A 22,891-nucleotide genomic window follows, 5' to 3' on the forward strand; every position below is an offset into this window, starting at 1 on the left:
ACCTGTACTGTTTAACGCAACACCTGACTGAAAAAACGATGATGGATCGTTGCACCCTGCTCTGTCCACAATGTTTGCATCGTCCCTTACCTCTCAGAAAGGTCATCGCTATGAAACAACCCGCGCCTCCGGCCCATTGTACTTTTGAACCCGACGACTGGTTGCGGCTGGCGCGCTGCTGGCATCCGGTGGCGCGTCTCTGCGACGTCGGCCCCGCGCCGATAAAAGCGGTACTGCTTGACGAGCAGCTGGTGCTCTATCGCATTAATGAGCAGATCGTCGCCGCGAAAGATGTCTGCCCGCATCGCGGCGTGCCGCTGACGCTCGGCTTTCACGACGAGTACGGCATTATCTGCCCTTACCACGGGCTACGCTTCGGCGAAGATGGCCGCTGCAACCGCATTCCCTCCAGCCCTGGCCAGCCGGTACCCGCCAAGCTCAACCTCATCAGCTTTCCGGTAGAGGTGCGTTTTGGACTGGTCTGGGTCTGCCTGGCACCAGACGCCGACAATCCCGCCGCGCTGCCGCAGATGCCGCACTGGCACGACGCCGGCTTTCAGCAGATCAACTGCCCCCCTTTTGACGTCGCCGGGTTTGCCGGACGTCAGGTAGAGGGTTTTCTCGACGTGGCGCACTTCGCCTGGGTACACAGCGAAACCTTCGCCGACCCAGACAACCAGGAGGTACCGCCTTACAACCCTGTTGAGACGGAGTATGGTTTTGCGGTGGACTACTGGAGCTCTGTATCCAACTTTGCGGCAGGGTCGGAGCAGCAGGCGCCGGAAGACTTTCAGTGGCTGCGTCATTTTGAGATGTATCTCCCCTTTACCGCCACGCTGACGGTGCACTTCCCCGATGCGGCGCGGCTGGTCATTATGAACGCCGCCTCGCCGGTCTCGGCGCGCAAAACGCGCATGTTCGCGCCCATCGCGCGCAACTTCGACCTGCACATACCGGTTGAGGATGTACATGCCTTTAACCATCGCGTGTTTGAAGAGGATCGCCTGATGGTAGAGACGCAGATGCCGGAGCGTTTGCCGCTCGATCTGACGCTGGAGGCGCATATCCCGGCCGATCGCAGCTCTATCGCCTACCGTCGCGGCCTGAAAAAGCAGGGCTACGGCGAATTTTTCCTGGTCTAACGAGGTAATGAGATGACAACCTTTACGGTGATTGTCGATGGCCTGTCGCGCCAGGGACGTCACGCCGTTGCGCTGAGCCTGGTGCGCGACGACGGCGAGCCGCTGCCGCGCTGGGAAGCGGGCGCGCATATCGACCTGCAGCTGGGCAACGGCATGGTGCGGCAATATTCGCTGACCGGCTCGCCCCTGCGCCAGGATCGCTACCTGATCTGCGTCGGGCTGGCGGCCGATTCGCGCGGCGGCTCGCGCTATATTCATCAGCAGCTGCGCCTGGGCCAGCGGCTCACGATTTCCGCGCCGCGCAATCTTTTTCCGCTGGTGGCGGCGCAGCGGGTGGTGCTTGTCGCTGCGGGCATTGGCCTGACGCCGCTGCTGGCGATGGCGGCGCAGCTCGATGCCGACGGCGTCTCTTTTTCGCTGCACTATTACGTGAAACAGCGTCAGGACGCGGCGCTGGCGCGCCATCTGCTTCGCCCCTTCCGTCATGGTTATAGCGAAATCCTGTGCAGCGCCGAGGGCAACAGCCCACGCCAGCATCTGCCCGAGCCGCTGCGCGCGCCTGAGAGCGGCGCGCATCTCTATCTCTGCGGTCCGCAAGGCTTTATGGCGCACCTCCAGCAGCAGGCGCAGGCGCTGGGCTGGCGCGCAGAACAGGTGCATACAGAGGCCTTTAGCGCGGCCGCCCCGCCGCCCGCGCAGGGAGAGAGCGAGAGTTTTACCGTCACGCTGGCCTCCACCGGCACCAGCTGGCCGGTGCCTGCGGATAAGACTATCGCCCGCGTGCTGCTGGAGAATGGCGTTGACGTGCCGCTCTCCTGCGAAATGGGGCTGTGCGGTGCCTGCCTGACGCCGGTGCTGTCAGGTGAGGCGGACCACCGCGACACCGTCCAGTCGGAGGAGGAAAAATCTGCGCCGCGTCAACAAATCGCGCTCTGCTGCTCGCGCAGCCGCAGTAAAGCGCTGGTGATCGACCTGTAGCTTCTACACTTAATGGCATCGCCCCAAAACAAGGAAATGCCATGAGCCAACGTCTGCACAAAACCGCCTTTCCGGTCAGCAAGGCGCGCAAATATCTGGAGCCAGGCCCGGTGCTGCTGCTCAGTTCGCAGTTTGGCACGCACAGCGACATCATGACCCTCGGCTGGCATACGGTGCTGGAATTTTCGCCGTCGCTGGTCGGCTGCATGATCTCCAGCATGAACCACAGCCATGCGCTGATCCGCGACAGCGGCCAGTGCGTGCTGAACGTGCCCTCGGCGGATCTGATCGATAAGGTCGTCGCTATCGGCAACAGCCACGGCGACAAACTGGATAAGTTCGACGCCTTCGATCTGACCGCCGGGCCTGCCAGCGTCGTGAACGCCCCGCTGATTAACGAGTGTTTCGCCAGCTTTGAGTGCCAGCTCTATGACGATTCGATGGTGGATAACTACAACCTGTTTATTTTCGAAATCGTGAAGGCGCATGTCGCTGACGAACCGGAGTTTCCCCCTACGCTGCACTATACCGGCGAGGGCCGCTTTACTATCATGGGCGACCGCGTGCTCGATCGCAGCGGCCAGTTTAAACCGGAGATGCTGATTTAGCGTCTCGCGGACAAATCTCACCATGCGCAGGTTGAAAAGGATCGCCGCCGTCCTTACTCTCTCTTTCTCGACCTCGACAGGAGTTAAGCATTATGGCAATCGAATACGCAGTGATCGCAGGCGGCTGTTTCTGGTGTACCGAAGCGGTTTTTAAAGATGTGATCGGCGTGGAGTCGGTTGAAAGCGGCTATACCGGCGGCGCGCGCCCGAACCCGACCTATGAGCAGGTATGCAGCGGCGCGACCGGTCATGCAGAAGCGATTCGCATAGGATTCGACCCCGAAAAAGTGAGCTATGGCGATCTGCTGGATATCAGCTTCGCTACCCACGATCCTACCCAGCTTAACCGCCAGGGCAACGACATCGGCACACAATATCGCTCCGCCATCTTCCCGGCTACGCCAGAGCAGGAAGCGGAAGCGGTCGCCGCCATTGCGCGTGCGCAGCAGGATCATCAGGATCCGGTGGTCACAACTATTGAGCCGCTGAAAGAGTGGTATCCCGCCGAGGCGTACCATCAGGATTACTGGGAGGGCGCGGGCCAGCGCAACGGCTACTGCATGGCGGTGATCCCGCCGAAACTGCAGAAGCTGCGCAAAAGCTTCGCTAACCGCGTAAAGAGTTAAGCAAACAGCGGGCCTGAAGCCCGCTGCGTTGCATTCATTCTCAGCCCCGCCTGCGCGGGGCTTTTTTTCAGGCCGCGGAGCGGGCGCGCTTCAGCCCAATCAGCGTCGGGAAGATAAACAGCGACTGCCCCAGTCCGCGATTGGTCACCGACCACACCGCTACCGAGCAGAGCGAACAGAGGCCGACTATCGCCACCGGATAGAGGCTGGCCCACAGGAAAGAGAACCAGGCCTGCTCGAACAGATGGTGACGCTGGGCGAACAGAATCGCCGACATGCCGAAGAACTCAATGAAAATGCGGTGAATAACGTAGATTTGCAGCGTATTGCGCCCTATCCAGTTCATAAAGCTCATGCTGAAGCGTTGATTAAGCCAGCGGCAGACCGCCACGCTCACCAGCACCGCGATAATGCACATAAACAGGCTCTTATCGAGGCCGAAAATCACATGGATGCCAGCGAGCGCCGCCAGTATCGCCCAGGGCGTCCAGTTTTCACGGCGCCACTCGCTCAGGCGCAGCATTATCGGGCTCCAGAATACGCCCAGCAGGAAGAACACAAAATATTGCGCGACGCTCTGCGGCCCCCACATGGGAATAATTTTCTCAATGGCAAGGTAATTAAGGATCACCGCGACCGCTAACAGGGCCACTTTATGCTGGCGGAATATTTTGGCGCAGAGGAAATACAAGCCAAGCCCGTAGAGATACCAGGAGGTGCTCATCGCCATAAAAGTGAGCTTTAAAAATTCAAACAGCGAGCCGGCATAGGCGGCGTTCAAGTTTTGAGAAATACGCTGCCCGGTAATTTCAGTCGAGATGCCGGTGATAGACCACCACTGAATAAAGCCCCACAGAATGTAGAGATAGAAAAGATTGGTAATACGGCTGGTAAAGACCTGCTTCCAGGGGCGGCTTAAAATGCCATTGGTGGCCAGCAGTCCTGATACAAAGAAAAAGGCGGGCATACGCAACGGTGACAGCACCGTATTAAACTGTACCCATATTTCTGCCGGTATCCAGCCAGCAGAGAGATACTTCAGGGTGCCTTCAAAGCCGGGCAGTACGGTGTGATACAGCACGACCAGCAGTATGCAGGCGCCCTTTAGGGTATTGATCCATGATATTTCATCTGACTTGATGTTGCTCATGATTTGACTCCTGCTGTGTAGGTCAGAAATTTAAATCGGAAAGGAAAAAGGGAATGACACTTTTAGGATTATCTGGCGATTATTCGCTATTCCTTTGCTACTGACTCTAGCGAAACTCTTAAAAATATTGCGCTGGCCCTGAATTAACAATCGTTTACACGTTTCGCTTTTTCTTTACGTTCAGGATGCAGGCTATTTTTTAGTTAACTGTTAATAACTAAACAGGAAGAGCGGGAATTATAATGCCCGTTGTTTTACCGGGTAAATAGGAGTAACCCTAATGCCGAAAAGCCAGATATTGATATATGCCAGGCAGAAATAATTAATGACTTTGCACCAGATTGTTTAAGCGTGAATAAATAACTGTGTTAACGCGCGGGAATAATAGCGGCCAGCCGCTTATCTTTGCGTCCCGCCTCCTGATGGCGCGGCGAGCTGACCCTTGAGCCAGGAGAGAGGATTGTCAGGCAAGGCAGATACGCCTCCGCAGAGGCGTATCCATTACTGATTTAAAAATTTATCAAGGAACTGGCGAGTACGCGCCTGCTGCGGGTTGCTGAACAACGCTTTCGCCGGGCCTTGCTCAACGATGCGGCCCTGATCCATAAAAATTGCCCGATCCGCTACGTCGCGGGCAAAGCTCATCTCATGGGTGACGATAACCATGGTGCGTTTCTCCTGCGCCAGCGCGCGAATGGTGTTGAGCACCTCGCCCACCAGTTCAGGATCGAGCGCCGAGGTCGGCTCGTCAAACAGGATCACCTGCGGACGCATCGCCAGCGCACGAGCAATGGCGACGCGCTGCTGCTGACCGCCGGACAGCCGACGCGGAAAACTGCTCTCCCTGCCCTGCAATCCGACTTTCTCCAGCAGCGCGCGGGCGCGCGCCTCCGCTTCCCTTTTAGGCTCGCCTTTAACGATGACCGGCCCTTCAATAATGTTTTCCAGCACCGAGCGGTGAGGAAACAGATTGAAGTTCTGAAACACAAAGCCGACCTGCTGGCGCAGCTGACGCACCTGCTCTTTCTGCTTCGTCTGCGCCAGCCTGGCGTCGATAGCGATCTCCCCGACTTTGATGGTGCCGCTGTCCGGCGTCTCCAGCAGGTTGATGCAGCGCAGCAGCGTCGTTTTCCCGGAGCCGCTCGGACCGATAATCGCCACCACTTCGCCGGAAGCGACCTCCAGGTCGATGCCGTGTAGCACCGTCTGGCCGTTAAAGGTTTTCACCAGTCCGGTGATCTCAATGGCGCTCATTTCGCCTCCTCATCCTGACGATTGACCCGTTTTTCCAGCCGGTTTTGCAGCGCCGACAGCAGCGTCGCCATTACCCAGTAGATCAGTGACGCCGCCAGGTACATGGTAAAAACCTCCAGCGTGCGCGAGGTAATGAGCTGCGCCTGACGGAACAGCTCCGGCACCTGAATGGTCGCCGCCAGCGAGGTATCCTTCACCAGGCTGATAAAGCTGTTGCCGAGCGGTGGCAGCGCCGTACGCGCCGCCTGCGGCAGGATCACCCGGCGCAGCGTCTGCCAGCGGGTCATGCCGATGCTCGCCGCCGCTTCCCACTGGCCGCGCTCAATGGCCGCAATCGCGCCGCGCAGTGACTCCGAGGCGTAGGCGGCGGTATTGAGCGACAGGCCAATCATGGCGGAGGGAATGGGATCAAGCTCGATGCCGAACTGCGGCAGGCCGTAGTAGATCATAAACAGCTGAGCGATCAGCGGCGTGCCGCGAAATACCGAGACGTAAAAGCGGGAGAGCAGGCTAACCGGCCAGAAGCGCGACAGCCGCATCAGCGCCAGCACGAAGCCCAGCACCAGGCCGAAAAACATGCCGCCGATGCTGAGCTGTAGCGTAAAGAGCGCGCCTTTTAATAAAAAAGGTGCTGAATCCAGCACCAGTTTGAGACTTTCCTGCATTACTTAGTCACATCCGCGCCGAACCATTTTTCAGACAGTTTGGCCAGCGAACCATCTTTCTGCATCGCTGCAATCGCCTGATTCACCGCGTTGAGCAGATCCTCGTTGCCTTTGCGCAGCGCCACGCCTGAGGCGAGACGTGAGAACGGCGCGCCCGCTACCGCCATGGTGTCGCCGGTTTTCTTCACCAGATCCAGCGCGGCCAGACGATCGACCAGGATCGCATCCAGACGACCAGAGCGCAGATCCTGATATTTAGTCGGGTCGTCATCATAAGTACGAATATCGACGCCTTTTACGTTGCTGCGCAGCCACTGCTCATAGTTGGTGCCGAGGCCGACGCCGACTTTTTTACCCGCCAGATCTTCCGGCTTGTTGATGCTGCCCGCTTTGGCTTTCATCGTCAGCGCCTGCACGCCGGAGATGGTATAGGGCGTGGAGAAGTCATACTTCTTCTGGCGCTCCTCGGAGATGGTCACCTGATTGATCACCACGTCGATACGTTTAGAGTCCAGCGCCGCCAGCATGCCGTCCCATTTGGTCGGCTGCAGTTTCGCTTTTACGCCCATATGCTGCGCCAGCTGCTGCGCGAACTCGACTTCGAAGCCGGTAAGCTTGCCGTTTTCATCCTGAAAGCTGAACGGCGGATAGGTTCCTTCCAGGCCGACGCGCAGCTCGCCTTTGTCTTTGATCTGCGCCAGCAGGTTTTCCGCCGCGTGCGTCTTGATATTAACGCCGACAATCATCGCCGCCGCCATCACGCCCATCGCCAGATGGCGACCAACACGAGAAAAAATCATATCTACCCCATTTATTAGTATGTGATGTGTGTGTTGTCAGGCAGCGCTTGCGCGCCGCCCGGTACTGCTTCAGTAACTTGCGCAGTATAAACGTTTTTTTTCCGGCTGCTCAGACCGAAGGATGATAAGCAAATAACGCCGGCGCACCGCCGGTATGCACAAAGAGCAGCGGCCCTTCGCGACGGAAGCGGTTCTGACTGATGCCGTCCAGCAGGCCAGCCATCGCTTTGCCGGTATAAACCGGATCGAGCAGAATACCTTCCAGGCGAGCCAGCAGTTTGACCGCTTCCATCCCCTCCTCGTTCGGCTCGCCGTAGCGCGGTGCAAAGTAGTCGTCCCACAGCGTAACGGGCGCGGTGCTGGTCAGCTCTAGCTTGCTAATCAGCTGCTGACGCAGGCTGTCTACCAACGGCAGCTGCTGCTCTGTTGTCCGCGAAACGGTAACGCCAATCACCTCGGTTTGCGGCAGCAGCTGCTCCAGCCCGACAGCCAGCCCGGCATGGGTGCCTGCGCTGCCGGACGCCACCACGACGGCGGCGTAGTCGACCACGCCTTCGCTCTGATGGGCGATTTCCTGCGCGCATTCGATATACCCCAGCGCGCCCAGCCAGTTCGAGCCGCCAACCGGGACGACATAAGGACGAAAACCCTGCGCTTCAAGGCGTTCCGCCTGCGCCGCCAGCTGCGCCGCCGGATTGCTCAGCGCCTCTACCAGCACGATTTCACAGTCGAAGAGATCCAGCAGCAGCCGGTTGCCGTTGCTGAGGTAGTTTTCCGCCTCGGTGCCAATCGGGTTTTCCAGCAGCGCGACGCACTTGAGGCCAAGCTTTGCCGCGACGGCGGCGGTCTGACGCACGTGGTTAGACTGAATAGCGCCCGCCGTCAGCAATACGTCAGCCCCTTCGCGCAGCGCATCCGCCGCCAGGAACTCCAGCTTGCGCAGTTTATTGCCGCCAAGGGCAACTGGCGTGACATCGTCACGTTTAATAAAAATATCGCGGCCGACATAGTCGGAAAGGCGTGGCAGATGCTCCAGCGGGGTCGGCGCGCCGAGCAGCTCAAGACGTGGATACTGTTGAAGAAGATGTAAAGACAATGCGGCCTCCGGGGCTGTCACAGTAATCTTTACAGTGTTGCAGAAGTTGCGCGAAGGATCATCTGCCTTCGCGCGTAAAAGAAGAGGTCACCTGATGCTTTCGCATTTTTAAACAGCGGTAAGCAGCAGGGGGACGTACTTAAGACTATCGCACAACCCCTCCCTTATGACAGGAACAGGTTGCGCTGCCCGCTTCTCAGGTAGCCGCCAGGTTAAGTGCGTCGCGGCGGCATACTGAATGCTTCGCTGGTATTTCTGACACGTCTCCACCTGAGCGGAGTCGATCAGCGTGCCAGCGCTTCGGCAGCTAGCTGCGCTGCCACCCCAAAAACTGGTCATATTTGCGCAGCGCGATGCGGTAGTTATTATTGCCCGCATCAGGCAAATCATTCTTAAGGCATTCGTGCCAGCTATTGCCGCTTAAGCGGTCAGCCGGGAAATTTTTGGCCTTAAGCATATCGTCCAGACGACGCAGCCGTACCACATATTCGCGGATGGTGCTGTGGCTCATTTCCGTCTGCTCAAACAGGTACTGCTTGAATGCCATAATGTCGAAGTAATTAGGATGCGTATTGCAAAAAATATCACTACAAAAACGGCACAGCGCGGTCAGTTCTGGCTGTAATTTCAGCCACAGCTGCTCATCAATCATCTGGTCCATGCGCGCAATGGCCTCTTTATTGATGATCTGACCGCGAAACACCAACGCCATGCGGTCCAGCACTTTGCCACAGTGAGAACAGTGACTCTGGCTATGTTTGTAATCTTTAAGATAACGGCTTAAAGGTCTGGCTTTGGATTTGGCTCCCATTGCTGAGTCCCCGGTTTTATTATTTTTAGATCGCCAGGAACTGAAGCCGTCAGCGCGCTCCCGTTAGTCGGGCACGCAGGCGTTTTATCGCCTGACTGTGCAGTTGGCTGACGCGTGATTCTCCCACGTCGAGTACCGCTCCAATCTCTTTCAGGTTCAGTTCTTCCTGGTAGTACAGTGTCAGCACCATTTTTTCGCGATCGGGTAAAGCTTCGATCGCTTCAATGACGCGTTCACGCAGATTCCCTTCAAGTAACTGATGCAACGGGTTGGCCTCTTCATGCCCTTCCGTGACCAGCTCCGCGCTGTCGCCGTGTTCTTCTCGATACTCGTCGTAGGAGAAGAGCTGGCTGTTATTGGTATCCAGCAAAATTTGCCGGTATTCTTCCATCGAAACATTCAGCCGATCGGCTACTTCCTGCTCGGTGGCTGCACGCCCCATCATCTGCTCGACCTGATGCATCGCGCCCGCCACTTCGCGTGCGTTACGTCGCACGCTGCGCGGCGCCCAGTCACGGCTGCGAAGCTCATCCAGCATTGCGCCACGGATGCGCTGCACGGCGTAGGTGGTGAATGCTGTCCCCTGCAGTGCGTCGTAACGCTCCACAGCATTCAGCAAGCCAATGCCACCGGCCTGCAGCAGATCGTCTAGCTCAACGCTGGCTGGCAGACGAACCTGCAGACGCAATGCTTCATGGCGCACCAGCGGGACGTAGCGCTGCCAGAGCGAATGTTTATCCATCACGCCTTCGGCGGTATAGAAATCGTTCACGTTGACTACCCTGCGTTAATGAAGTTATCGGCAGGATTATCCAGTTCTGTAGGGGGGATTGATTGGGTGAATAGGCGGGCAAAAGCGAGGTTATTTCATTTTTGTTATGTCAGAGAGCGGATTGATCCGCTCTCATAAGGGCGCTTAACCCAACGCGCCCAGCCGCTGCCGCGTGGCGAGCGGAACCGCCTCCCACAGGGCGCAGACCTGCCCCTCCAGCGCCTGGTAATAAGGGCTTATGCTTTGCTGGATTTCTGCGTCAGGATGGAAGCGTATCTGCCCTGAATCACCATCAATGCTTATCATTTTATTGATAAACAGGCGCTGCAGATCGCTGCGCAGGAACAGGCCATTATCGACGCTGTTGTCCGCCAGCCCCCCCTCCTCATTTTCCCGCCTGTCGATATGGCACGCCTCTACCCAGGGCCAGCTGTGACGATCGGTCAGGCGCGTGCCGGTCATTACGCAGCCGCCGTAGCGCGCTTTTACCGCTGCCAGAAACTCCGCCTGGCTGGCGCGCTGCAATACGCTGGCTTTGACGCGCCGGCCGACTTCCATGCCCGCCATCACTGCCGTTGGTACCTTATGCTGCGGCGTACTCAGCACCACAATAAACTGGATGCGGCGCGAAAGCGGAAAACAGGGGTGCGACTGGGGATCGAAGAGCTGCCAGTACGCCTCGTTCTCATCCTCGCGCATCAACACCAGCTGATAGCCGCGGCTGGCGAGCAGGTTCTGCGCGGCGGCGGCGTGAGGATCGATCATGGCGTAGACCCGGCTTTCACCCATAACCTGCCAAAGATTGTCGCGCTGCGCCTCACTGCGGCGGAAATAGGCGAATGGCTCCTGCGACTTCAGGTAGTGCTCGAAACGGCGCAGGTAGTTTTTGCGTTCGTTATCGTCAGAGATAAACAGCAGATCTTCCAGCGGACTGTTGCTCTCTTCACCGGCGAAGATCGCGCGAATGCGTAAAGTGCGATGACTGGTGGACGGGCTCAGCAACCCGCGTACGGTAAGCGCCCTTTCATCGGGATGCTGCTGCGCGTAACGCAGCGCAATCTCCTCGAAGGTAAGCTGCTCGCCAGGTAACAAGTCATAATTGAAGCGCATAGACACTCCAGAAAAAGAAAAATCGGGCTAAAAAAGGTGTGATGTTCTGTAGGGAGTTATCGGCAGAATGGCGAGGATCTGTAACGTAATGGTGACTAATTCGCTGTTTTTCAGCCATAAAAAAACCCCGCCGAAGCGGGGTTTAAGGTCGTTTACCAGAGGGCGATTAGCCCTGCAGCAGAGACAGAACCTGCTGCGGAACCTGGTTAGCTTTCGCCAACACTGAGTTACCAGCCTGCTGGATGATCTGCGCTTTAGACATGTTTGAAACTTCGGTCGCGTAGTCAGCATCCTGAATACGAGACTGTGCTTCAGACAGGTTAGTCGTGGTGTTGTTCAGGTTAGTGATAGCAGAGTCCAGACGGTTCTGCACCGCACCCAGGCTTGAACGGAAGGTATCAACAGTAGAGATAGCTTTGTCCAGCAGCGCCAGCGGGTTATTGGTTGATGCACCAGCGAACTGATCGGTCGCTGCTGTAGTACCATTCTGGCTCAGTTCGATTTTAGCCTGGTTAGTTCCTGTACCATCAATCGTTACTTTAGTTGCAGCGCCAGTGTTATCAGTAACGTTGGCGTTAGCCAGAGAGCCGGTAGCCGCATAGTTTTTACCCTGAACAGTTACGAAACCAACAGCATCACCGTTAGAGTCTGCACCAACCTGCACCAGGCTATTAGTTTGCGTAGCATTTGCAACACCGTTCGCTTTGTCATTATAGGTCACGTCTGCTTTGTTCAGCTTAACGGTACCATCCTGAGCAACAGAAGCGGCATAGCTCTTATCGCCATATTGAACAACATAAGTAGAAGTTGCGGTACCATTTTTGGTTACGTTGTGCAGAGACAGAGCAGAGGTATCAGTAATACCCAGATCAGTCGCTACACTTGAATCCATTTTGACAGCGATTGGAGCGTTAGAGCCGTTTGGCAGCTGAGTGATAGCTTCGCCAGTTTCCAGCGTGTTTTTTGATACAGAGAAACCGCTCAGTCCCAGAGTAGATGAGTCAATTTTTTTCAGGTCGATGGAAATAGTCTGGCCATCGTTAGCGCCAACCTGGATAGACATTTTGCCATCTTTAGCCAGTACGTTCACGCCGTTGAACTGAGTCTGACCAGATACGCGGTCAATCTCGTCCAGACGTGATTTGATTTCGTCCTGGATTGAAGACAGGTCGGAGTCAGAGTTGGTGCCGTTCTGTGCCTGTACGGTCAGTTCACGTACACGCTGCAGGTTGTTGTTGATTTCTGACAGCGCGCCTTCAGTAGTCTGCGCAGCAGAGATACCGTCGTTGGCGTTACGTGAAGCCTGAGTCAGGCCGTTGATGTTAGAAGTAAAGCGGTTGGCAATCGCCTGACCAGCAGCGTCATCTTTAGCGCTGTTGATGCGAAGACCAGAAGACAGACGCTCGATAGAGGTAGACAGAGCGGACTGGTTCTTGTTGATGTTGTTCTGAGTGATCAGCGAGAGGCTGTTGGTATTAATGACTTGGGCCATGATAAATATTCCTGTTAATCAAGTCTTTCGGTTAAGGTGTGGGCTTCAACCCGCCGGCTTCAGCGCCGTCAAAGTTGTTATCGTCTGCCCTTAAACAACCTTTAGAATTTTTTTAGTACCAGGTGAAATTTTTTTCCTTCAACCTGTCACGCTTATCTTTATCGCCCTCGCCTGCGACTTCTTTAGAAAAAAATCGCCCTTTTTCTAGCCTTAGAAATACCCTTCTCTATATGCGCTATTCGCTTTATCGCGCCGGCAGGAATAACTTTAAACTTTCCCCATTCGCCGCCGATAACCCCGGTATTCACTCTCCGTGTCGACATGATAAGGAAACAAGCATGGCAAGTATCTCTACCCTGGGTGTCGGTTCAGGCCTGGATTTAAGCAGTATTCTCGACAGCATGCAGACGGCGGAAAAAGCCGCTCTGACGCCGATCTCTAACCAACAGTCTTCTTATACCGCCAAGCTGAGCGCCTACGCGACGCTGAAAAGCGCCCTGACCACCTTCCAGACGGCGAACACCACGCTTAATAACGCGAACCTGTTCACTGCCACGACGGCGACCAGCAGCTCCAGTGCTTTTAGCGCCACTACCTCTGGCAGCACCGTGGCGGGTAAATACACTATTAGCGTGTCGCAGCTGGCGCAGGCGCAGACGCTGACCTCAGCAGTACAGAGCAGCAACACCACGGCGCTGGGCGACAGCTCGGTCAGCAGCCGCACGCTGAGCATTGCGCTGGCGGACGGCTCGAGCAAAGACATTACGCTGACCAGCGATCAGACCTCGCTGACCGGTATGCGTGACGCCATTAACGGCGCCGACGCAGGCGTTACCGCCAGCATTATCAAAGTCGCGGACGGCAGCTACCGCCTCTCCGTCACCTCTGATAAAACCGGTTCGGATAATGCCGTCAGCAGCATTAAAGTTACCGGCGACAGTACGCTGCAGGGCATTGTCGGCTATGACGCCAGCGCCAGCAGCAATGCGATGACGGAAAGCGTGACGGCGCAGAACGCCAAGCTGACCGTTAACAATATCGCTATCGAAAACAGCAGTAACACTATCAGCGACGCGCTGGAAGGCATTACGCTGAATCTGAGCGATACCACCAGCGGCAATCAGACGCTGACCGTCGCCACCGACACCTCAAAAGCCAGCAACGCCATCACCAGCTGGGTGTCGGCCTATAACACGCTGCAGGACAGCTTCTCCAGCCTGACCAAATATACCGCCGTTGACGTAGGTGCCAGCTCGCAGGACAGCAGTAATGGCGCGCTGCTGGGCGACAGTACGCTGCGCACTATCCAGAGCCAGCTGAAGAGCCTGCTGACCAACGCCTCCAGCTCTTCCACTTTTAAAACCCTGGCGCAGATCGGCGTGACGACCGATCCCACCACCGGTCAGCTGGATCTGGACTCCAGCAAGCTGAACACCAGCCTCACCACGAATATGGCGGGTGTGAAAGAGATGATTATCGGTGACGGCAAGACCACCGGCGTCGCCACTACCGTCGCCAGCAACCTGACCAGCTGGCTTTCCAGCACTGGCATTGTGCAGTCGGCGACCGACGGTGTCAGCAAGACGCTGAACGATCTGACCGCGCAGTACAACAAGGTAAACGACCGCATTACTGACACCATTGCGCGCTTAAAAACCCAGTTTACCCAGCTCGACGTGGTCATGAGCTCGCTAAACCAGACCAGCAGCTATCTGACGCAGCAGTTCGATACGTCAAGCAGCTCCAGCTCCAAGAGCTGATTTTACTAAGGAGTGATCATGTACACCGCAAACGGCACTCAGGCCTATGCAAAAATCGGCGTCGAAAGCGCCGTGATGAGCGCCAGCCAGCACCAGCTGGTGAATATGCTGTTCGAAGGCGCGCTCAGCGCGCTGGTTCGCGCCCGTCTGTTCCTGCAGGACGGCAACATTGAGGGAAAAGGTCTTTCCCTCTCTAAAGCCATCAACATTATTGAAAACGGGCTCAGGCAGGGTCTCGCAGAAGAGAGCGCCGATGAGCTCACCACCAACCTGCTTTCGCTTTACGCCTATATGGTGCGGCGCCTCCTTCAGGCGAATTTACGTAATGACGTGGAGGCCATTGTTGAGGTCGAAGCGCTGCTGCGTAATATTGCTGATGCCTGGAAGGAAGTTGCCCAGCCTCAACCTCTGATTCAGGACGCCGTTTAATGATACTAGCACCGCAACTGATTACCATTTACCAACAGTTACTCGATCTCAGCCAGCAAATGCTGCGTCTTGCGGCCGAGGGCGAATGGGATGATTTGATCAAAAAGGAAGTTGATTACGTCAGCGCGGTGCAACGGCTGGCGCGATCGACCGAGGCCGCTTCGCCTTCTGCGCAGGCGCAGGAGCAGCTGCGTCCGGTGCTGCGCCATATCCTTGATAATGAAAGTGAAGTGAAGCGCCTGCTGCAGGATCGCATGAACGAGCTTTCGACGCTGGTTAACCAGAATACCCGCCAGAAATCGGTGCTCAACGCCTATGGCAAACAGGGCAGCGTGATGGTGCCGATGGAAAACCAGCCCCTCTCCTGATTCTGAAACGCACCGCGGAGAACAAAAGAGTTGTTCTGCCGGTGCGTCTTTTTTTCGTCGTGCTCCATACTTGCTTTTCCTTCCCGCTGGAGCGCAGCAGATGCACAACCCGACGTTATTGCAATTTTTCCACTGGTATTACCCGGACGGCGGCCAGCTTTGGCCTGAAGTCGCTGAAAAGGCCGCCTGGCTGAGCGAGATCGGCATTACCATGGCCTGGCTGCCGCCTGCCTGTAAAGGCGAATCGGGTGGCTATTCCGTCGGCTACGACAGCTACGATCTTTTCGACCTGGGCGAATTTGAGCAGAAAGGCAGCGTTGCCACCAAATATGGCGACAAGCAGCTGCTGCTGGCTGCGGCGGATGCCCTTCGCACGCACAATCTCGGCGTCCTGCTGGATGTGGTGGTCAACCATAAAATGGGCGCCGATGAGAAAGAGCGCGTGCGCGTCAACCGCGTCAATCCCGATAATCGCGACGACATCAGCGATGAGGTGATCGAGTGCGAAGCCTGGACGCGGTTCAGCTTTCCGGCGCGAGCGGGTAAATATTCAAAATTCGTCTGGGACTATAAGTGCTTTAGCGGCGTCGACCATATCGAAAATCCGGATGAGAACGGCGTTTTCAAGATAGTTAATGACTACACCGCCGACGGCTGGAACAATCAGGTAGACAGCGAGCTGGGCAATTTCGACTATCTGATGGGCGCGAATATCGATTTTCGCAACAACGCCGTACGCGAAGAGCTGAAGTACTGGGCGCGCTGGGTGATGCAACAGGTGCCCTGCACCGGGTTTCGTCTTGATGCGGTGAAACATATTCCCGCCTGGTTCTATAAAGAGTGGATCGAACATATTCAGGAGGTCGCCGACGAGCCGATGTTTATCGTCGCCGAATACTGGTCGTTCGAGACTGACAAGCTGCTGGAATATATCCAGCAGGTAGAGGGCAAAACCCTGCTGTTCGACGCGCCGCTGCATCTGAATTTCCATCAGGCGTCAACGCAGGGCAGCGACTACGATCTCAGCCAGGTTTTCGCTAATTCACTGGTCCAGGCCGATCCCTGGCATGCGGTCACGCTGGTCGCCAACCACGACACTCAGGCGCTGCAGTCGCTGGAAGCGCCGGTAGAAGCCTGGTTTAAGCCCCTCGCCTATGCCTTAATCCTGCTGCGTGAACAGGGGGTGCCAACGGTGTTTTATCCCGATCTGTTTGGCGCCAGCTATGAAGATGAAGGGGGCGACGGCGGGACGCATCGCGTCGAAATGCCTGTTATCCCAGAGCTGGAGCCGCTGATTCGGGCTCGTCAGCTTTACGCCTGGGGCGCGCAGGCGGATTACTTCGATCATCCCAACTGCGTGGCGTTCAGCCGCAGCGGCACCGCTGAGCAGCCGGGATGCATCGTGATTATGTCGAATGGCGATGAAGGCGAAAAACGCGTAGCGATGGGTGAAGGCTTTGCCGGTAAAGCCTGGCGCGACTATTTGGGCCATCGCCAAGAGATGATTACCGCTGATGAACAGGGTAACGTCGTGGTGCGCTGCAACGGCGGCAGCGTCAGCGTCTGGGTGCTGGCGGAGTAACTTAAGCGCCTTATTCCGTCGCGTCTGACGAAATAAGGCGTGGTGCAATTACTGTTTTTTTTCGTTCGCCCGCGTAATGTCGGACTTCAGGATTTCCGGCTCGATATTCTGTATTACCGCCGCCTTCGGCTGACGGGCCACTTCAGCCAGCGCCTGCTGGCATTCCACCGTCGGTTTTTCGACCCGGCGCAGCGTCAGACCGTCATAGTGTAGTTCGCTCCCATCCAGCACTAAAGGCATGACGCGCGACTGGCGGTTGACGTTTACGTAATCGCCGCTGAGGCGCGAAAGTTTGCCTGGTTTGGCGATAACACGCATCCACTGACGGCAGTCCAGCGTGCTGCCGTCCGCATTTACAATCAGACTGCCTAGCGCCTGATCGCTGCGTAAGCCGCTTTGCGGGCCGAAGGTTTGCCAGTTGCCCTGCAGGCTGGCGGGGGCCGGCGTCTGCACCGCATCCTCATAGCTGTTAATTTGCGCACAACCGGCCAGCGCCAGCGCGGCCGTCAGCATCCACTTTTTCATCGTTAATCCCTGAGATCGCTTCAATGGCGGCTAAGTTATAATTTTTCGCCTGCTTTCCGCAAGCAATCCCGGCTCTGCTTCGCGCCTCGCGCCGCATTTTTTTCTTCCCCTCTTCTCCGGAACAGCGTCCTGACAAGGCCAGGTCGGTGAGTTACACTGGCGCGCTGCACCACAATAATTTTTCAGGAAACCTTATGAAAACGCCAGAAGCCTATTACGCGCAGGCGCGCGAGATGTTCTTTACCGCCCACGCCGATTTTAAGGCCGCGCTTGATGAGCTGACAGAAAGCGACGCGCGCCATGCCAATATGTCGCTGCGCCAGCTGCGCGAATGGCATGCCGAACGCATTTACGCCGCCTTTTTGCGTCAAAAGAATCTTGATGGCATGATATTTTCTATCCAGCTTGCCGAGCCGGATAAGGCCGTAGCCGCGGAAGCGATTGAAACCTACCTTAAGTCTCATGCGGAATCGCTGGGTATGACCTGGGAAGAGTTCTGCATTAAGAACGAACTCTGACCTGCCGAGAACGGCAACACCTCCAACCAGTAAAATAATTCAGAATTAAATTGTACAAGCTAGTAAAACTTGTATAAGTTTACTTCACGACTTCGGTCGTGATTGTCCTTGAACGAATGGTGCGCTTGCACCGCCTCTGGAGGTGTTGCTGGATTTCCACCTCCAGAGGTTCAATTTTTTACCCTGCCGCCGTTTTCTTTCTCTCTGTCCTTTGATTAGCACCTGCCGTAAATTTGCGTATCACGCTAAAAAAAACCGTCAGACGCCCCCTGAGATGCTTGTCACTGGTTGGATTTACAGTATGATGTGCCAGCGAATGTCTTCCCTGTATGGAATACCAGTATGTTTGTGGAATTGATTTACGATAAGCGTAACGTAGCCGGCCTGCCAGGCGCGCGCGAAATGATTTTACGTGAGCTGGAAAAGCGCGTGCAGCGCGTCTTTCCGGAGATTGAGGTGCGCGTAAAGCCGATGGAGCGCAACGCGATCGAAACCGATATGAGCAAAAACGATAAAGCGACGCTTGCGCGCATTATTGAAGAGATGTTTGAAGAAGCGGAAATGTGGCTGGTGGCCGACTAAGCGCGACGACCACCGGCTGGAGCAGGGTTACTTCTCCTGCTCGCTGTGGTTAACCGCAATCTCCATATCCTGGATTACGGCGTCTAAATCATCCAGCAGCGTGCCCTGTTTGTTCAGCAGCGCATCAATGCGTCCGGCAAACTCTTTATCTTTATATTCGCCAGCGTCAAATGCGAGCCAGTGGCTGGAGAGCGTTTCGGTATTGGTTTGCGCATAGTGGCGCATCTCTTTCAGCTGCGAGGTCACATCGCGCAGGTAGTCAGTTTTGCTTTTCGTTTCCACTGAATCACTCATGCTGTTTTTCCTTTTGCTGTTTTAACCAATAAATATTTCGCGTGAATGATTAAAGGTAGTGGATTATAACGAAGCCGCCTTAAGAATGTTCGCAACTTGCCTCTGAGGTTACTCACAGGCATCTGCCAGCCGGGACGTCAATCCAGCCAGAAGCGCAATTATCTGTGAAAAAAACAGGGGACCCGCTGTCCCCTTTGTATGTCGCTTACGCTCATTTATTACAGATATTTACGCGCCAGCTCAAACAGCTCCTTCCTGGCAGCCGAGCCAAGACGCTCGATACCCTGCTGGACAAAATCAAACGCGGCGCTGAAATCTTTTACGCCTGCGCTAAAGTCGTCTTGCCCGGTTTGCGCCGTCGGCTGCGCAGATGCCTGCTCAGTAGATGCGGCTGCGGCCGCTGTTGCCTGTTCAGAGACGCTGCCAGCCTGCGAACTGGTCTGCCCGGCAGCGGCATCCGCCACGGATGCCTGCGCCTGGGGCTGCGCGTTAGCAGAAGCATCGGCCGCCGCTGGCTGATCGGCGGACTGAGCAGCAGCGGTCGAGGGCGTGCTCTGATCGGCTGGCTGCGCAGAGGCGGCAGCATCCGGAGCTGCGTTCTGATCCGCAGACTGCGCGGATGCGGAAGCGTCCGAGGCTGTGCTCTGATCCGCAGACTGCGCGGATGTGGAAGCGTCCGCGGCTGCGCTCTGATCCGCAGACTGCGCGGAAGATGCGGTATTCTGGACTGCGCTCTGATCCGTGGACTGCGCGGAAGATGCGGCATCCTGGGCTGCGCTCTGATCCGCGGACTGCGTGGAAGATGCGGCATCCTGGGCTGCGCCCTGATCCGCAGACTGCGCGGAAGATGCAGCATCTGGGGTTGCGCTCTGATCCGCGGACTGCGCCGGCGGGGTGTGCTGCGCCGTTGCGTCAGGCGCCACATGCGTTTCTCCCGGGGTCTCCTCTGAAGTCGCTGGCGCGACCGTTGAGGGCGAGGTTAAGCGCTGCAGCTGCGGATCGGTGGGCACATTGGCGTCCGGTACGGCAAACTGCGGCAGTGCGGCGTCACTGTTTTGAGCGGTTGAGTTAGTGGTGCTGGTATCAGTCATAGCAGACTCCTTCGTGATAATAAACGATCGGAGGGCGTGAACACCTTCCCCAATCAGGTTAAAAATTCGCATAGGGTTCTCCTGTTACGGCTTTGCAGAGGATTCATCCTGTATTACGACCTGCTTCACCTTGTCGGCCGTCTGGGCAGCGGTCCGATCGGGCAGCGCGTCCAGCTTTCGCTGGAGTGCGGACACCTGCTTCGACAGCTGATCAACTTTGGCTTCGCGTCTGGCGGCGGATTCGCGGGACTCCTGCCGAATCTCTTCAACGCGCCGATTGGCAGTACTGCTGACGTATAAAAAAAGAATGGTCATCACAACGCAGACCATCGACATGCCCAGCATCAGCACGCCCAGCATAAGTTTACGTTTGTGGGTTACCGGTCTTATTTCACTGTGTATCTCTGCCATCGTTACGATCCTCCAGAGTGGAAATTAGCCTGTCGATTTCATTGCGGAACTTGCTGTTTTGATCGGCATCGGTCATTGCCACCAGGATGCCGAGCGCGTTTTTTATCAGACGCAGATCGGTCTCAAGGGTGGATATCCGCCGCAAATTGGTGTCGTGCCGTACTCGCAAATCATCATTCTCCTGACGGAGCAGCGCGTTACTCTCCTTAAGCAACAGCACCTGCTCTTTGTAGCTGGTAATGATTTCTCCACCGGCACGATTGCTGGTGACAATAGAGGCAATGCCTGCAATGAGCGGCTTCCAGAAAAGCGCGGCCGCTCCGCCCCCAAGAACTAATGCGCCAACACTGGTAATCAGACTACTTTCCATGCCTCACCTCTGTGCCTCGACGGGTAACGGCTGCTGACGTCAGGCGTACAACGCAAAGCGCCTCCCTCGCTGCAACTTAAGATTGCTTAAATTCACAGCTTAAGTATACTTAAGTCTGGCTCTCAGGAGATGTCAAGACGATGGAAAAAGAAACAACAGGTGAACGTATCCGCTTCCGACGTAAGGCCTTGAATTTGACGCAAAAAGCAGTAGCGGAAAAAATTTCGGTTTCCCATGTGGCGATATCACAGTGGGAAAAAGAGGAGACGCTGCCGCGCGGCGAAAATCTGCTGCGGCTCGCAGAGGCGCTGGGCTGCGCGCCTGCATGGCTGGTTGACGGCGATGGACCGGTTTTTACTGTACAAAATCAGACGCAAACCGGTCTGCCCATACTGGAAAGGGAGCAAATTTCGCTATGGCTGTCAGAGGCGAACCAGGTTGAAATTGCCAGGCGTGTGCAAACGGATCGCGACTACTCTACCGCCAGCTTTGCTGTGCTGCTTTGGGACAACGCGCTATCGCCGCAATGCCTGCGCGGCGATCTGCTGATTATCGATCCAGAACTAGCGCCGCAGCCCGGAGATCTGGTGCTCGCGCTTAATGGCGACAGCGATTATGTGGCAGGCAAATATCGCGCGCGCAGTCAGGACAGCTTTGAACTGGCGCCGCTTAATGAGGATTACCCCCTGTTGCGCTCGTCTGAACAGGCGCTTTCGGTGTTGGGAACCCTGGTTGAATGGCGACGCTATCGTGACACACAGCAATAACAGCGCAGAAGAAGAGAGCGTGGGAGAAAATTTACCGCTTCGCTCGAACTTTCGTTACGGATTAGCGTCTGACTTAATATGTGGATTATTCCATGTAACGATTTTCACCCGCCTTGAGCGGGTTTTTTTTCGCTATAAGAATTTCCTGTGACAGATTGCATGCCTGTCCATTTCCTTATTTTCGGCCCGGTGAGAAGATAACCAGGCGCTATGCGCATCGCTTTTACGTAATGTAAACGAGAGTTCTGCTTGAATGGGCTTGCCCGCCTTATGCGGGCAATTTTTTACGCGCGCGGTAATAAACAAAGCCGTCCGCAGACGGCTTTAGCATTCAGGGATTAAGATTTTCATCCTCTTCTTCATCCTCGCCGTCATCTTCCTGATACTCGTCATCTTCTGGTATCTCATCCTCATCCCCACCCGGGATATCTTCAACGCTGCCTGGCACCTGGCCATCGCCGGGGATTGGATCAATATCATCGGGACGTTCTGACATACGCACCTCCATTTACCCTTATTGGGTCTATCAAGTTTAGCGCTGTGACTATTTATCATGCGTATCAAATTACCGAAACGTGAACGAAGCGTAAAAGGTAAAACATTACCGCTTTGCCGTTTGGCTTTTTGTAAAGCCATGTTCCGCTTGTTGTATCAACTCATCTCATTTCATTTTTATCTGATAAATTCATCCTCATTATTTGACGGATCGCTTTATAGCTTCTTGAATGAAATAGAGGTCAACAAGGGAGGTACATATTATGACTGAATTACTGCATATCATCTCTGTCAGCGCTATTGTCGCCGGGATATATTTAATCGGCTAGGATAATGGTCACGTAAGGGTAATATATGAATACATATCCCTGACGCCTGGTAATAGCGTTCTGAAGCCTGGCTTCATCGCAGATCCGTATATGATCTGACCTGCGACGAGGTTGTAGTCAGTTACTACCCTGCAGACAGACTGTATCTGCCTGAATATATGGCATTTTCGCTTTAAAGCTTGTCCTGCTTGATTATTTGAACTGGTGTTAATGATGCAGCATTTCTTCTACGACCTGCTGTTGCGTTAACTGATACGGATAATAGGTTGGCCAGTTATCCATTTCCTGCAGCAGTGCTTGTTGAGAAACATTGCCGGTAAATATATGGAAATGGCTCGACTTGCGCGGTGTAATTATATGATCGCTAAACTGAACATATTTAGGTGCGGCACTGTGCGCATCATGACATTCAAACAGATAGCGAACGCCTTTCTTACCTGAAGCATAATTCAGGATTTTGTGCCCGGCATAGCTGTAGCGGCAGGATGACACGCTGTCGCCACGGTGGAACTCAATAACCCCATTTTCGATGCCCAGGCGATCGATATCGGTAGCATAGCCTTTACGATAATAGGCTTTGTATTGCTCTGGACTCTTATGCCCATCCTTTTGCGCTTTCATTTCAAAGACCGGATCAAGTTTTCCCTGCTGTAACAGCGGATAAACCGATTCCCATACCCCATCCCAGTCAGCCAGCGTGCGGTCTTTAACCTCTTTATCATCAAAGATGCCTTCAGCTGCTTTCTGCTCCATTTGCGACAGGGCCGGGCCGTGTGAGTGATGCCCGTGGGCTATAACCTGCCCGCTGATCGCCAGCATCAAGAATAGTGCTAAAGCCTGTTTTTTCGCCATCATTTTACCCTCCA

At 55.4% G+C, this 22,891-nt stretch carries 27 protein-coding genes; 11 read left to right on the plus strand and 16 right to left on the minus strand.

Translation table 11 applies throughout. From position 1 onward, the window contains the following. The first annotated feature begins 110 nt into the window (after positions 1-110). The 4 genes from hpxD (at position 111) to msrA (ending at position 3,354) form a co-directional block, all read left to right on the plus strand. Positions 111-1,142: a molybdenum cofactor-independent xanthine hydroxylase subunit HpxD gene (gene hpxD, locus MHZ89_RS06750; RefSeq protein ID WP_311782358.1), complete on the plus strand. Its 1,032-nt coding sequence runs from the start codon at positions 111-113 to the stop codon at positions 1,140-1,142. A 12-nt stretch (positions 1,143-1,154) separates the two neighbouring features. Further along, positions 1,155-2,120: a PDR/VanB family oxidoreductase gene (locus MHZ89_RS06755; RefSeq protein ID WP_311782359.1), complete on the plus strand. Its 966-nt coding sequence runs from the start codon at positions 1,155-1,157 to the stop codon at positions 2,118-2,120. Positions 2,121-2,161: 41 nt separating this feature from the next. Beyond that, positions 2,162-2,728: a flavin reductase family protein gene (locus MHZ89_RS06760; RefSeq protein WP_311782360.1), complete on the plus strand. Its 567-nt coding sequence runs from the start codon at positions 2,162-2,164 to the stop codon at positions 2,726-2,728. A 92-nt stretch (positions 2,729-2,820) separates the two neighbouring features. Beyond that, positions 2,821-3,354, plus strand: coding sequence for a peptide-methionine (S)-S-oxide reductase MsrA (msrA, locus tag MHZ89_RS06765; protein ID WP_033749765.1), 534 nt, complete (start codon positions 2,821-2,823; stop codon positions 3,352-3,354). A 67-nt stretch (positions 3,355-3,421) separates the two neighbouring features. Here msrA and MHZ89_RS06770 read toward each other — a convergent pair whose 3' ends face one another. From MHZ89_RS06770 to MHZ89_RS06810, 9 genes are all read right to left on the minus strand, one after another. Next, positions 3,422-4,504, minus strand: coding sequence for an acyltransferase family protein (locus tag MHZ89_RS06770; RefSeq protein WP_311782361.1), 1,083 nt, complete (start codon positions 4,502-4,504; stop codon positions 3,422-3,424). Positions 4,505-5,005: 501 nt separating this feature from the next. After that, a complete protein-coding gene (tcyN, locus tag MHZ89_RS06775) occupies positions 5,006-5,758 on the minus strand; it encodes an L-cystine ABC transporter ATP-binding protein TcyN (RefSeq protein WP_311782362.1) in 753 nt (250 codons plus the stop codon). Beyond that, complete coding sequence (gene tcyL / locus MHZ89_RS06780; protein WP_120453766.1) at positions 5,755-6,423, minus strand: cystine ABC transporter permease; 669 nt, start codon at positions 6,421-6,423, stop codon at positions 5,755-5,757. Before tcyL ends, tcyN begins: the two co-directional genes overlap by 4 nt. Continuing rightward, entirely contained in the window at positions 6,423-7,223 is an 801-nt protein-coding gene (gene tcyJ / locus MHZ89_RS06785; protein ID WP_311782363.1) for a cystine ABC transporter substrate-binding protein, read from the minus strand. The genes tcyL and tcyJ overlap by 1 nt, the downstream gene beginning before the upstream one ends. A 109-nt stretch (positions 7,224-7,332) precedes the next feature. Further along, on the minus strand, positions 7,333-8,319 hold the full coding sequence (locus MHZ89_RS06790) for a D-cysteine desulfhydrase (RefSeq protein WP_311782364.1): 987 nt from the start codon (positions 8,317-8,319) through the stop codon (positions 7,333-7,335). A 307-nt stretch (positions 8,320-8,626) separates the two neighbouring features. Beyond that, a complete protein-coding gene (gene fliZ / locus MHZ89_RS06795) occupies positions 8,627-9,130 on the minus strand; it encodes a flagella biosynthesis regulatory protein FliZ (protein ID WP_311782365.1) in 504 nt (167 codons plus the stop codon). A gap of 49 nt (positions 9,131-9,179) precedes the next feature. Then, positions 9,180-9,902, minus strand: coding sequence for an RNA polymerase sigma factor FliA (locus MHZ89_RS06800; protein WP_120453761.1), 723 nt, complete (start codon positions 9,900-9,902; stop codon positions 9,180-9,182). Positions 9,903-10,046: 144 nt separating this feature from the next. Beyond that, the gene (locus tag MHZ89_RS06805) at positions 10,047-11,012 is read right to left on the minus strand and encodes an HNH endonuclease signature motif containing protein (RefSeq protein WP_311782366.1); all 966 of its coding nucleotides are present in this window, start codon (positions 11,010-11,012) and stop codon (positions 10,047-10,049) included. 166 nt (positions 11,013-11,178) lie between these two features. After that, positions 11,179-12,504 (minus strand): FliC/FljB family flagellin, encoded by a 1,326-nt coding sequence (locus MHZ89_RS06810; protein WP_311782367.1) that lies wholly within the window; start codon positions 12,502-12,504, stop codon positions 11,179-11,181. A 338-nt stretch (positions 12,505-12,842) separates the two neighbouring features. Between MHZ89_RS06810 and fliD the strand changes: the two genes are divergently transcribed. From fliD to amyA, 4 genes are all read left to right on the plus strand, one after another. Further along, complete coding sequence (gene fliD / locus MHZ89_RS06815) at positions 12,843-14,264, plus strand: flagellar filament capping protein FliD (protein WP_311782368.1); 1,422 nt, start codon at positions 12,843-12,845, stop codon at positions 14,262-14,264. Between the two features lie 18 nt (positions 14,265-14,282). Continuing rightward, a complete protein-coding gene (gene fliS / locus MHZ89_RS06820) occupies positions 14,283-14,693 on the plus strand; it encodes a flagellar export chaperone FliS (protein WP_311782369.1) in 411 nt (136 codons plus the stop codon). Beyond that, entirely contained in the window at positions 14,693-15,061 is a 369-nt protein-coding gene (fliT, locus tag MHZ89_RS06825) for a flagella biosynthesis regulatory protein FliT (protein WP_311782370.1), read from the plus strand. The genes fliS and fliT overlap by 1 nt, the downstream gene beginning before the upstream one ends. Before the next feature lie 100 nt (positions 15,062-15,161). Continuing rightward, positions 15,162-16,643 (plus strand): alpha-amylase, encoded by a 1,482-nt coding sequence (gene amyA / locus MHZ89_RS06830; RefSeq protein ID WP_311782371.1) that lies wholly within the window; start codon positions 15,162-15,164, stop codon positions 16,641-16,643. Between the two features lie 48 nt (positions 16,644-16,691). Here the strand turns inward: amyA and yedD are convergent, their stop codons facing one another. Next, positions 16,692-17,168 carry a lipoprotein YedD gene (gene yedD / locus MHZ89_RS06835; protein ID WP_311782372.1) on the minus strand — a complete coding sequence of 159 codons (477 nt, stop codon included), beginning with the start codon at positions 17,166-17,168 and terminating at the stop codon, positions 16,692-16,694. 194 nt (positions 17,169-17,362) lie between these two features. Between yedD and MHZ89_RS06840 the strand changes: the two genes are divergently transcribed. Further along, the gene (locus tag MHZ89_RS06840) at positions 17,363-17,686 is read left to right on the plus strand and encodes a DUF6388 family protein (protein WP_311782373.1); all 324 of its coding nucleotides are present in this window, start codon (positions 17,363-17,365) and stop codon (positions 17,684-17,686) included. Between the two features lie 342 nt (positions 17,687-18,028). Further along, on the plus strand, positions 18,029-18,268 hold the full coding sequence (locus tag MHZ89_RS06845) for a DinI-like family protein (protein ID WP_123799910.1): 240 nt from the start codon (positions 18,029-18,031) through the stop codon (positions 18,266-18,268). 27 nt (positions 18,269-18,295) lie between these two features. On the opposite strand, the gene MHZ89_RS06850 is transcribed toward MHZ89_RS06845, so the two are convergent. The 4 genes from MHZ89_RS06850 to MHZ89_RS06865 all read right to left on the minus strand — a co-directional run bounded on the left by MHZ89_RS06850 (position 18,296) and on the right by MHZ89_RS06865 (position 20,434). After that, complete coding sequence (locus tag MHZ89_RS06850) at positions 18,296-18,562, minus strand: hypothetical protein (RefSeq protein ID WP_311782374.1); 267 nt, start codon at positions 18,560-18,562, stop codon at positions 18,296-18,298. Between the two features lie 218 nt (positions 18,563-18,780). Next, positions 18,781-19,653: a hypothetical protein gene (locus MHZ89_RS06855; RefSeq protein WP_311782375.1), complete on the minus strand. Its 873-nt coding sequence runs from the start codon at positions 19,651-19,653 to the stop codon at positions 18,781-18,783. 84 nt (positions 19,654-19,737) lie between these two features. Beyond that, positions 19,738-20,064, minus strand: coding sequence for a hypothetical protein (locus MHZ89_RS06860; RefSeq protein ID WP_311782376.1), 327 nt, complete (start codon positions 20,062-20,064; stop codon positions 19,738-19,740). Then, entirely contained in the window at positions 20,045-20,434 is a 390-nt protein-coding gene (locus MHZ89_RS06865; RefSeq protein WP_120453738.1) for a hypothetical protein, read from the minus strand. Before MHZ89_RS06865 ends, MHZ89_RS06860 begins: the two co-directional genes overlap by 20 nt. Positions 20,435-20,574: 140 nt before the next feature. Here MHZ89_RS06865 and MHZ89_RS06870 point away from each other — a divergent pair, with 140 nt between their 5' ends. Beyond that, positions 20,575-21,201 carry a helix-turn-helix domain-containing protein gene (locus MHZ89_RS06870; RefSeq protein WP_311782377.1) on the plus strand — a complete coding sequence of 209 codons (627 nt, stop codon included), beginning with the start codon at positions 20,575-20,577 and terminating at the stop codon, positions 21,199-21,201. A 331-nt stretch (positions 21,202-21,532) separates the two neighbouring features. Here the strand turns inward: MHZ89_RS06870 and MHZ89_RS06875 are convergent, their stop codons facing one another. Both MHZ89_RS06875 and zinT read right to left on the minus strand, forming a co-directional pair. Next, positions 21,533-21,697 carry a hypothetical protein gene (locus MHZ89_RS06875; protein ID WP_311782378.1) on the minus strand — a complete coding sequence of 55 codons (165 nt, stop codon included), beginning with the start codon at positions 21,695-21,697 and terminating at the stop codon, positions 21,533-21,535. A gap of 535 nt (positions 21,698-22,232) precedes the next feature. Further along, positions 22,233-22,880: a metal-binding protein ZinT gene (zinT, locus tag MHZ89_RS06880; protein WP_409373232.1), complete on the minus strand. Its 648-nt coding sequence runs from the start codon at positions 22,878-22,880 to the stop codon at positions 22,233-22,235. Positions 22,881-22,891: the final 11 nt, after the last annotated feature.

It is taken from the genome of Pantoea sp. ACRSB, from assembly GCF_022346905.1.
Classification (GTDB): Bacteria; Pseudomonadota; Gammaproteobacteria; order Enterobacterales; family Enterobacteriaceae; genus Pantoea; species Pantoea piersonii.